The sequence below is a fragment of the Brevibacillus schisleri genome (genome assembly GCF_055685845.1).
The window spans coordinates 178723-187500 of the sequence record NZ_JBVNDM010000001.1 but is presented as its reverse complement, the minus strand read 5'-3'; the positions used below and the strand labels follow the sequence as shown (position 1 = coordinate 187500).

Genomic DNA, 8778 nt, shown 5'->3' with positions numbered 1-8778 from the left:
ACTCAAAACGATCCGTGAATCGCGGATCCTGGTCATTTTTCTTCGCCAATGGCGAAATCGCCACAGGATGACCGTAAACAAAGGTAGGCTGAATCAATGTATGCTCCAGCTTTTGCTCAAAGAATTCATTCACTACATGTCCGAACGTATGGTGAGGCTCAACGGATACGCCATGCTCTTTTGCCAAAGCACGCGCTTCATCGTCGCTCATTTCCTTCCAGAAATCGACGCCGAGATTTTCCTTAATCAAATCTACCATGTGTACACGACGCCATTTTGGTGTCAGGTCAATCTCATTGCCTTGGTACTGAATTTTCATGGTGCCTAATACTTCTTGTGCGATATGAGCAACCATTTCCTCTGTCAGGCTCATGATATCCTGGTAGTCGGCATACGCTTCATACAGCTCAATCATCGTGAACTCAGGGTTGTGACGAGTAGAGATTCCTTCGTTGCGGTATACGCGACCGATCTCATACACCTTTTCCAAACCACCGACAATCAGGCGTTTCAAGTGCAGCTCAATTGCAATACGCATATACAGCTGCATATCCAACGCATTGTGGTGCGTGATAAATGGACGAGCAGATGCACCACCGGCAATCGCGTGGAGTGTAGGTGTTTCTACCTCCAGATAGCCAAGGTTGTCCAAATAACGACGCATCGAAGTCAGAATGCGGCTACGCGTAATGAACGTATCGCGAACTTCTGGATTCACAATCAAATCCACGTAACGCTTACGGTAGCGAGTCTCGATATCTTTGAGACCATGGTATTTCTCAGGTAGTGGACGCAATGACTTCGTCAGGTAGGATAGTTCCTTTGCTTTTACACTGAGCTCACCCGTTTTTGTTTTGAAAACAACACCAGTTACACCGATCATGTCACCGATATCAGCCAAATCAAATACTTTGCTCAGCTCTTCGCCAACGGTATCCTGACGAACGTAGATTTGAATCTGGCCGGAACGATCCAGCAGTTGAGCAAAGCTCGCTTTACCCATTCCGCGTTTCGCCATCAATCGTCCTGCAATCGTAACCACGTTCTCTTCCGCTTCCAGCTCTTCCTTGCTCTTTTCGCTAAAAGCTTTCGTTATATCTGCAGCGTGATGCGTTTGCTCGAATTTTTTACCGAACGGATCAAAGCCCCATTCACGCAATTGATTCATTTTGTCGTGACGCACTTGAAGAAGCTCGTGGAGCCCTTCCTGTTGCTGTTCTTCTTGCTGAAGGTCTTGCTCGTTTGCCATTTTGCTCACTCCTCTAGAAAATGCCTGCATTAACAATTTTGTACAGACTTTTATAATAGTGATACGGCGTACCTCGCAAAAGGTACGCCATAGATCGACTGCTTACAGGTTAATATCAAGAATCTCGTACTGAATGACTCCTGCCGGTACGTTCACGTCAACAATCGCGCCTTTTGCTTTGCCGAGGAGTGCTTGACCTACCGGGGACTCGTTGGAAATCTTGTTGTTCATCGGATCGGATTCAGCAGAACCTACAATCGTGTAATCCATAACATCACCGAACTCTAGGTCTTTCAGCTTCACGCGGGATCCAACGCTTACAACACCTGTATCTACATCTTCATTTGTGATGATGCGGGCATTGCGCAGCATTTTTTCCAGGGTCAGAATGCGACCTTCAATGAACGCTTGCTCATTCTTTGCTTCTTCGTATTCAGAGTTCTCACTGATATCTCCAAAGCTAATCGCTTCTTTAATACGAGCAGCTACTTCCTTACGTTTAACCGTTTTCAAATCTTCAAGCTCTTGTTCCAGCTTTGTTAAACCTTCTGGTGTAAGGATGACTTCTTTTTCAGACATGGTTCAATTCCCCCGTTTTAAAAAATGATTCCATTTATACTGGGTAAAGTACAAAGGATTATATGTAGATGTTCTATACAATATACAGCAGAATACAATCGTCTGTGAGGTTCAAAGGTAAAGCTGCCAGTGAGGACTGGCAGCTCGGCACCCAATATTACGGAGTATTATAGGATATGAAGGAACCCTTGTCAATGTCTGGAATGAACCACCAGTTTTAGTAGCTGACAGCCTCATCACTTGCTGTTTCCAGCGGTTCTTCGCTGTCATCTGCGTAGTTTTCGATCCAGTCGACAAAGTTCATGAGGACGCTGCGAAGCTCCTCTTCTGTCTCAACCGCATTCACGAGATTTTTCGTGTGCGTCGAGCCCTTCAAGCCTTTCAAGTAATACGCCGCGTGCTTGCGCATCTCGAGGACTCCCACTCTCGGACCCTTCAGCGCGATTAAACGCTCTGCATGCAATAAACAAATATTCATCTTTTCACGTGCGGTTGGCTCTGGACCCAGCTCTCCCGTCGTCAGGTATTGAATGGTGCGATACAGCATCCACGGATTTCCGAGCGCAGCGCGTCCAATCATGACACCATCGCAACCTGTTGTATCCAGCATGCGTCTTGCATCCTCAGGAGTAGCCACATCCCCGTTTCCAATTACCGGAATCGAAACAGTTTCCTTCACCCGACGGATCCAGTCCCAGTCCGCTTTCCCTTTGTACATTTGTACGCGGGTGCGTCCATGAACAGCGATCGCTTTGCCGCCTGCACGTTCTACTGCCTTGGCATTATCCAGTACGTACAGATGATCTTCGTCCCAGCCCAATCTCATCTTCACGGTAACCGGCTTGTCGACCGCATCGACCACAGAAGATACGACTTCGTAGATTTTATCCGGATCGAGCAACAGACGCGCACCTGCATCACAGCTCGTAATTTTCGGCACAGGACAGCCCATGTTGATATCAATGATATCCGCGTTCGTATGCTGGTCTACATATTTCGCCGCACTCACCAAGGTTTCCTTGTCTCCACCAAAAATCTGCAAACTTAGTGGTTTTTCGCGTTCGTCGACAAACAGCATATCTATCGTTTTTTTGTTTCCGTGCACAATGCCTTTGTCGCTTACCATCTCGGCGCAAACCAATCCAGTACCGAACTCCTTGGCAATCAGACGAAAAGCAGGGTTACAGACACCTGCCATTGGAGCGAGCACTACGTTGTTCTTTAATTCAATATTGCCGATTTTCATCTATATTCGCCTCCTTATTCCCGCTTAGTCGGGGTCTTGGAGAGGACAATCCTATCCAAACTTCATTACATCACTTATTTATAGCACATAATTCATCGTAGTCTACCTGTAAAGTGCTGGCGATCTTCCGTAATACAGGCTCTGTTGGCGTACGAGTTCCTCTCTCTAGTGATCCAACAAAAGACAATGACACTCCCATCTTGTCCGAAAGCGACTGTTGTGTATACCCTTTTAGCTTTCGGAAGGACCGGATTCGATTTCCCAGTTGATTGCTCCCCACTCACGTACCCCCTTGTGATCTTCTACCAATAAGGAAAGATAATGATCAATGGTCTGGTTATGCTCAGGTAAAACGCCGCCTTGCCAAACGTCTCGAAGCGGCACGAGTACAAAAGCACGCTCGCTCAGCCCGGGATGAGGAATCATGAGATTGTCTTGCGAAACACGAGATGTCCCGTACAACAGTAAGTCAATATCAATCGTGCGCGGTCCCCATCGAACTGTTCGCACACGACCTAGCTCTCGCTCTACTGACAGAGCCGTCTCAAGCAGCTGATCCGGGCTCTGTTCTGTTTCCACAGCGATCGCCATATTTAAAAATGCATCTTGCTCGACGTAACCAAATGGATCGGTCTCATAAACAGAGGAGACACGTAGCACGCGAATTCCAGGTTGCTCGTTCAATCTCTGAATCGCCCGGCGCAAGTTCTGTGCCCGATCCCCTAGATTGGAGCCTAGCGCCAAATACGCACAAACTGTCATGAAGCAAAATCCTCTCTTCTACGGATCATCTCAATCGCAACCGACTCATAATGCCCATTGATCGGCGGATTCGGCTTGGTCACTTTTGCTTTGACTTCATGCAAAGGGAATTGCTCCAGTAGACGTTCAGCTATCACAGCGGTCAGTTTTTCTACCAGATGAAATCGTTCACCCTCGACAATTTTTTGCACACAAGTAAAGATATCGGCGTAATTGACTGTATCGTGAAGATCGTCACTTGCTCCGGCTTTGGATAAATCGAGCGATAGCTCCAAATCGACATAAAACCGTTGGCCCAGTTCAGCCTCTGCTCCAAACACACCGTGATATCCGTAAAAAGACATGCCATTGAAGTAGATTTTATCCAAGGTTTAAATGCCCCCTTTTAGCATCGCGTCCATCATCTTCGTAACGCGCTTCATTTCTTTGACATCATGCACCCGTACCATATGACAGCCTTTTGCCGCCCCGAGAGCAACTGTCGCTGCCGTACCTTCGACACGCTCATCTACAGGCAAGTCGAGAACATGACCGATCATCCGCTTGCGTGAAGTAGCAAGTAGAACGGGATAGCCCAGCCCTACCAGATCATCCAGCCTACGCATCGTTTCGAGATTTTGCTCGACAGTCCTTACAAACCCGATCCCCGGATCGAGGATAATTCGCTCCTGCTTTACCCCTGCCTGCAAGGCGATCTGTACGGAATCACGCAGGTCTTTGATATAGTTTGGGAAAAAGTCGTGATAGTCCGTGTCTTCGCGGTTGTGCATCAGGATAATGGGTACATCGAGACGAGCAGCTACATCTGCCATCCGCGGGTCACGCTTCGCTCCCCATACATCATTGATGATATGTGCCCCTTCCAAAATAGCCCGTTCTGCAACCGCCGCTTTGTATGTGTCAATGGACAGGGGAACAGACAATTCCTGCGAAAGCATCCGAATGACTGGGAGCACTCTGTCCAGCTCCGTCGCCTCATCGACTGCTTCCGACCCTGGACGTGTCGATTCTCCCCCGATATCAATCAGGTCAGCTCCAGCTTCAACCATCGCACGCGCTTGTGCCAGTGCTGCCTCCACATCGACATAGCGACCGCCATCCGAGAATGAATCAGGTGTCACATTCAAAATACCCATGACTAGCGTACGCTCCCCCAGTGGCAGGACATACTGGCCACAGTTCAGCTCGCGCCGCGCACGAAGCTTGGCAGGCATAGCTAAAACTTCCCGTACCTCTGCCGCCAACGCTCGTAGTTCTTCTGTTTGGGTTTTCATATAATCCAACGCCAAATCCATCTTCTTGTGTGAAGCCAACAGCAGCACGTATTTTTTGTCGGCAGTACCTGGTTGATCTGAGATAACGGCTTCCGCATCGAAAGAGTGCATAATCTCTCTCAGACTCTGTGCTGTTGCCACACTCATGTTTTCCGTATGAATCTTTAGGCTCGTCTCCGCTTCCGTCATGCGTTCGGCTTCTGGAACAGGAACTCCCCTTCTGACAAGCTCCGATACCATCTCAGCGAAGGTCGCTGCATGGATTCGAAATGAATTGTATTTCATGATCAAACTCCCTTTTTCCGTCTTCGCACATTGAATAGTAGCATACCATAATTTACTCGCTAGCCGCTACAGACTGACGGTAGGCGCGGTGCAGTTCGCACGAATATGCACCATATGTCGAAGGGAGGGATTGCCCGTCAATTTCGGAAATCGGAACGATCTCTTGCACGGAATTTGTCGTAAAGACTTCATCGGCGTTGAGCAGCTCTTCCAGGCGATATCGACCTTCTTCGACAGGCATGGATAATTGCTGTGCCAAAGTCAAAATATGTCGCCGCGTCACACCATCCAGAATGCCCGTATCAATAGAAGGGGTAAACAGCTTGCCGTTCTTGACCCAGAACACATTGCTCACAATTCCTTCTGCCACGAAGCCATCATGCGTCAAAAACAGACCTTCCACATCGGGACGGGCACCGAGTTCTTGGCGTGCAAGCGCATTATTTAAGTAATTGTGCGATTTAAAGCGCTGCTGGCCTTCTGCTGTCTGTCTAGCCAACGCCAATGTCTGCAACCGTTTTGGCATGGGAGGTACTTCCAGAGGTGCTACAGGTTTGGCAAATACGAATAAGGACGGACGCTCGTATCCCCCTGCTACCAAGCCCACTCCTTCTGCGCCAGCCGTAATACTCAAGCGGACGTAAGCATCACGCAACTCGTTGGCATCGATGGTCATCAAGATGGCTTCTTCCAGCTCTTCCTTGGTCCAAGCAGGTTGAATCTGCAACGCAAAAAGCCCGGAACAAAGCCGGGCGTAATGGGCATCCCATAGAAATAGCTTGCGGTCGTATACACGTAATGTTTCAAACAAACCAATACCGTACAAAAACCCGTGATCCAATACCGATACGGTAGCCTCATGAGCCGGACAAATCGTTCCGTTTACATAAACGTGCATCTGCGCTCTCTCCCGATAATATAGTCGAGAGCATCATATCACATCTTTTTCTCCTCTTCATCCGGCGTCAAATCTTTCATCGAGAGCTTAAACTCATTCAAAGTCTGTCCGACTGCACGACCAATCTCCGGCAGCTTCTTCGGTCCGAAAAGCAACAAGGAAATGATCAAGAGCAAAATCAATCCGGGAATACCGATGCTCGACAGCATTGCTGGCAACACTCCTTTTCCTGTCAATTACCCAGTCTCTTCAAAGGATGTGCATAAAGCCCCCAATCTACTCCCAGTCCCAAGCGAAAAGGCTACCACTGTAGCATGGTAGCCCATCACTCGCGAAAATTTTACTCTCGCTTATTTTTTCCCGCCCAGGATTTCGAAAATGACATCCGCGTTTTTGGTGTTATCGATCAATCCAGATACTTTTTCTTTACCAGGACCATACGCATAGACGTTTACATCCTCACCTGTGTGTCCACCTGTTGTCCAGCCAGTAAAAGAGCGTGTATCGATAATCGCTTCGATGGCATTATCAATTTTCACTTGGTCTTTTGTTTCAGCAGCTTTCTTCACAGACGCGATTTCTTCCGGAGTCAGCTCCAGGTCAATGTACTTCTTGAGTGTTTCTTCTACATTTGCACCTTTTGCAATTTCAGTCGAAATGAAATCAGGCGTACGTTTCACGGCTTTAATTGGATCTACCAAGAAGTTGTACTCATCCTTAGCTCCTACAGACAATCCACCCGTGGAGTGGTCAGCAGTTGCGATAACTAGCGTATGGCCATCTTTCTTCGCGAAATCAATCACTGCTTTGAAAGCTCTCTCGAAATCTTCCATCTCGCTCATTGCGCCAACGATATCGTTGTCATGACCAGCCCAGTCAATTTGGCTTCCTTCTACCATCAGGAAGAACCCATTCTTGTTCTTGCTCAGACGATCGATCGCAGCATTGGTCATTTCCTCTAGGGAAGGTGTTTCCTTGGAGCGGTCGATCATTTTGTCCATTCCGCCATCTGCAAACAACCCGAGAATTTTGCCGTTTTTGTCGTCCAATAGTTCGCTCTTCGAAGTAACATAGCTGTAGCCATCTTTCTTAAACTCTTTCGTCAGGTCACGATCTTTACGAACGAAGTTTTTCAAGCCACCGCCAAGCATTACGTCAATAGAATGCTCGCCGTTAATTTTCAAATCATAGTAATCATTCGCAATCGCATCCATATTCTTGCGGCTTTCGTCATGAGCGCCATAAGAAGCCGGAGTAGCATGTGTAATTTCGGAGGTAGCTACCAAGCCAGTAGATTTACCTACTTTTTTCGCACGCTCGAGTACCGTTTCTACTTCTGATTTGTCGTTGTCTACCGCAATGGCATTATTGTATGTTTTTTTACCGGAAGACATCGCCGTAGCGGCAGATGCGGAGTCTGTAATGTTTTGCTTGTGGTCTTCTGCATAAGTCATTTGTGCACCGACCAAATATTTATCAAATTCTGTTGGCTCCATCAGTGGAGTCGAAGGATCGTCCTTCATGTAACGATGTGCGGTTGTGTAAGCAGTACCCATGCCGTCACCGATCAAGAAGATTACATTTTTTACTTTTGCGTTGTTATTATTTTCTGCTGCTTTTACAAGACCTGTAGTAGGACCGAAGAACGCTGTAAAAGCCAGCGAGGAGATTACTGCCACGGGAACGAGTTTTTTGGGGAATGTACGGAACATCATGTACCTCCTAAGAAATGAATTATTATTTAATTTCAGCTTGATTGTAATCTTCCAATATTGAGAAATGACGTGGGCAATGTAAAGAAGTTTAAGGAAACAGTAAAGATAGATTTACATTTGTCGAAGAACACAAAAAACCGCCCTCGAAAAAAGGCGGTTTTCCTGTCGTATCTATGTGTTAACCTGTCGTATGGCGCGCGTATGCGGTAAGGAAGTTCTTCAGCAATTGCTTGCCGTGCTCGGTAATAATCGATTCAGGGTGGAACTGGACGCCCTCAATTGGGTACTCCCGATGGCGCACAGCCATAATTTCACCTTCGGCTGTCCGAGCGGTTACTTCCAGCTCACTCGGAATCGACGCTTCCTCGATAATCAAGGAATGGTAGCGTGCCGCTGTAAAAGGGGAAGGGATGTCCTGAAAGATAGTTTTGCCATCATGGAAAACTTCCGACGTCTTTCCGTGCATCAAGCGCTCGGCCCGAATTACTTTTCCACCAAACACTTGCCCAATGGACTGATGGCCCAAGCAAACACCCAAAATCGGAATTTTTCCGGCAAAATGGCGGATCGTATCCATGCTGATCCCCGCCTCATTTGGCGTGCACGGTCCTGGAGACACCATCAAATAATCAGGTGCCAGTCGCTCGATTTCTTCCAGCGTAATCTTGTCATTGCGATACACTTGGAGCTCTTCCCCAAGCTCTCCCACATACTGCACCAAATTGTAGGTAAAGGAATCGTAGTTATCAATCATCAAAATCATCGTACAC

11 protein-coding genes (1 of these 11 only partly in view) are annotated in these 8778 nt (G+C 47.5%); all 11 read right to left on the bottom strand.

What is annotated here, in order from left to right; all coding sequences use genetic code 11:
- Nucleotides 1-1249, bottom strand: partial view of a lysine--tRNA ligase gene (gene lysS, locus ACUUHJ_RS01100; RefSeq protein ID WP_012683951.1) — the 5' portion only. Its footprint begins 272 nt before the window's first position; only the first 1249 of its 1521 coding nucleotides appear in the window; it begins with the start codon at nucleotides 1247-1249; its stop codon lies beyond the left edge, outside the window.
- Between the two features lie 102 nt (nucleotides 1250-1351).
- Complete coding sequence (gene greA / locus ACUUHJ_RS01095) at nucleotides 1352-1828, bottom strand: transcription elongation factor GreA (protein WP_007725265.1); 477 nt, start codon at nucleotides 1826-1828, stop codon at nucleotides 1352-1354.
- A gap of 217 nt (nucleotides 1829-2045) precedes the next feature.
- A complete protein-coding gene (gene dusB, locus ACUUHJ_RS01090) occupies nucleotides 2046-3074 on the bottom strand; it encodes a tRNA dihydrouridine synthase DusB (RefSeq protein WP_012683950.1) in 1029 nt (342 codons plus the stop codon).
- 70 nt (nucleotides 3075-3144) lie between these two features.
- The gene (locus ACUUHJ_RS01085) at nucleotides 3145-3354 is read right to left on the bottom strand and encodes a helix-turn-helix domain-containing protein (RefSeq protein WP_012683949.1); all 210 of its coding nucleotides are present in this window, start codon (nucleotides 3352-3354) and stop codon (nucleotides 3145-3147) included.
- Nucleotides 3306-3836, bottom strand: coding sequence for a 2-amino-4-hydroxy-6-hydroxymethyldihydropteridine diphosphokinase (gene folK / locus ACUUHJ_RS01080; RefSeq protein WP_016738831.1), 531 nt, complete (start codon nucleotides 3834-3836; stop codon nucleotides 3306-3308). Before folK ends, ACUUHJ_RS01085 begins: the two co-directional genes overlap by 49 nt.
- Entirely contained in the window at nucleotides 3833-4204 is a 372-nt protein-coding gene (gene folB / locus ACUUHJ_RS01075; protein WP_064203224.1) for a dihydroneopterin aldolase, read from the bottom strand. Before folB ends, folK begins: the two co-directional genes overlap by 4 nt.
- Nucleotides 4205-4207: 3 nt before the next feature.
- On the bottom strand, nucleotides 4208-5395 hold the full coding sequence (gene folP / locus ACUUHJ_RS01070; protein WP_289675557.1) for a dihydropteroate synthase: 1188 nt from the start codon (nucleotides 5393-5395) through the stop codon (nucleotides 4208-4210).
- A 52-nt stretch (nucleotides 5396-5447) separates the two neighbouring features.
- Entirely contained in the window at nucleotides 5448-6293 is an 846-nt protein-coding gene (pabC, locus tag ACUUHJ_RS01065) for an aminodeoxychorismate lyase (protein WP_472298089.1), read from the bottom strand.
- A 38-nt stretch (nucleotides 6294-6331) separates the two neighbouring features.
- On the bottom strand, nucleotides 6332-6502 hold the full coding sequence (gene tatA / locus ACUUHJ_RS01060) for a twin-arginine translocase TatA/TatE family subunit (RefSeq protein ID WP_012683944.1): 171 nt from the start codon (nucleotides 6500-6502) through the stop codon (nucleotides 6332-6334).
- 141 nt (nucleotides 6503-6643) lie between these two features.
- Nucleotides 6644-8005 (bottom strand): alkaline phosphatase, encoded by a 1362-nt coding sequence (locus ACUUHJ_RS01055; RefSeq protein ID WP_472301125.1) that lies wholly within the window; start codon nucleotides 8003-8005, stop codon nucleotides 6644-6646.
- Nucleotides 8006-8186: 181 nt separating this feature from the next.
- Nucleotides 8187-8771: an aminodeoxychorismate/anthranilate synthase component II gene (gene pabA, locus ACUUHJ_RS01050; protein WP_289675555.1), complete on the bottom strand. Its 585-nt coding sequence runs from the start codon at nucleotides 8769-8771 to the stop codon at nucleotides 8187-8189.
- Nucleotides 8772-8778: the final 7 nt, after the last annotated feature.

Bases quoted from the DNA above. Each gene is read 5' to 3' on its own strand.
- greA (WP_007725265.1), bottom strand. From the start codon at position 1,828: ATGTCTGAAAAAGAAGTCATCCTTACACCAGAAGGTTTAACAAAGCTG.
- dusB (WP_012683950.1), bottom strand. From the start codon at position 3,074: ATGAAAATCGGCAATATTGAATTAAAGAACAACGTAGTGCTCGCTCCA.
- folK (WP_016738831.1), bottom strand. From the start codon at position 3,836: ATGACAGTTTGTGCGTATTTGGCGCTAGGCTCCAATCTAGGGGATCGG.
- folP (WP_289675557.1), bottom strand. From the start codon at position 5,395: ATGAAATACAATTCATTTCGAATCCATGCAGCGACCTTCGCTGAGATG.
- pabC (WP_472298089.1), bottom strand. From the start codon at position 6,293: ATGCACGTTTATGTAAACGGAACGATTTGTCCGGCTCATGAGGCTACC.
- tatA (WP_012683944.1), bottom strand. From the start codon at position 6,502: ATGCTGTCGAGCATCGGTATTCCCGGATTGATTTTGCTCTTGATCATT.
- ACUUHJ_RS01055 (WP_472301125.1), bottom strand. From the start codon at position 8,005: ATGTTCCGTACATTCCCCAAAAAACTCGTTCCCGTGGCAGTAATCTCC.
- pabA (WP_289675555.1), bottom strand. From the start codon at position 8,771: ATGATTTTGATGATTGATAACTACGATTCCTTTACCTACAATTTGGTG.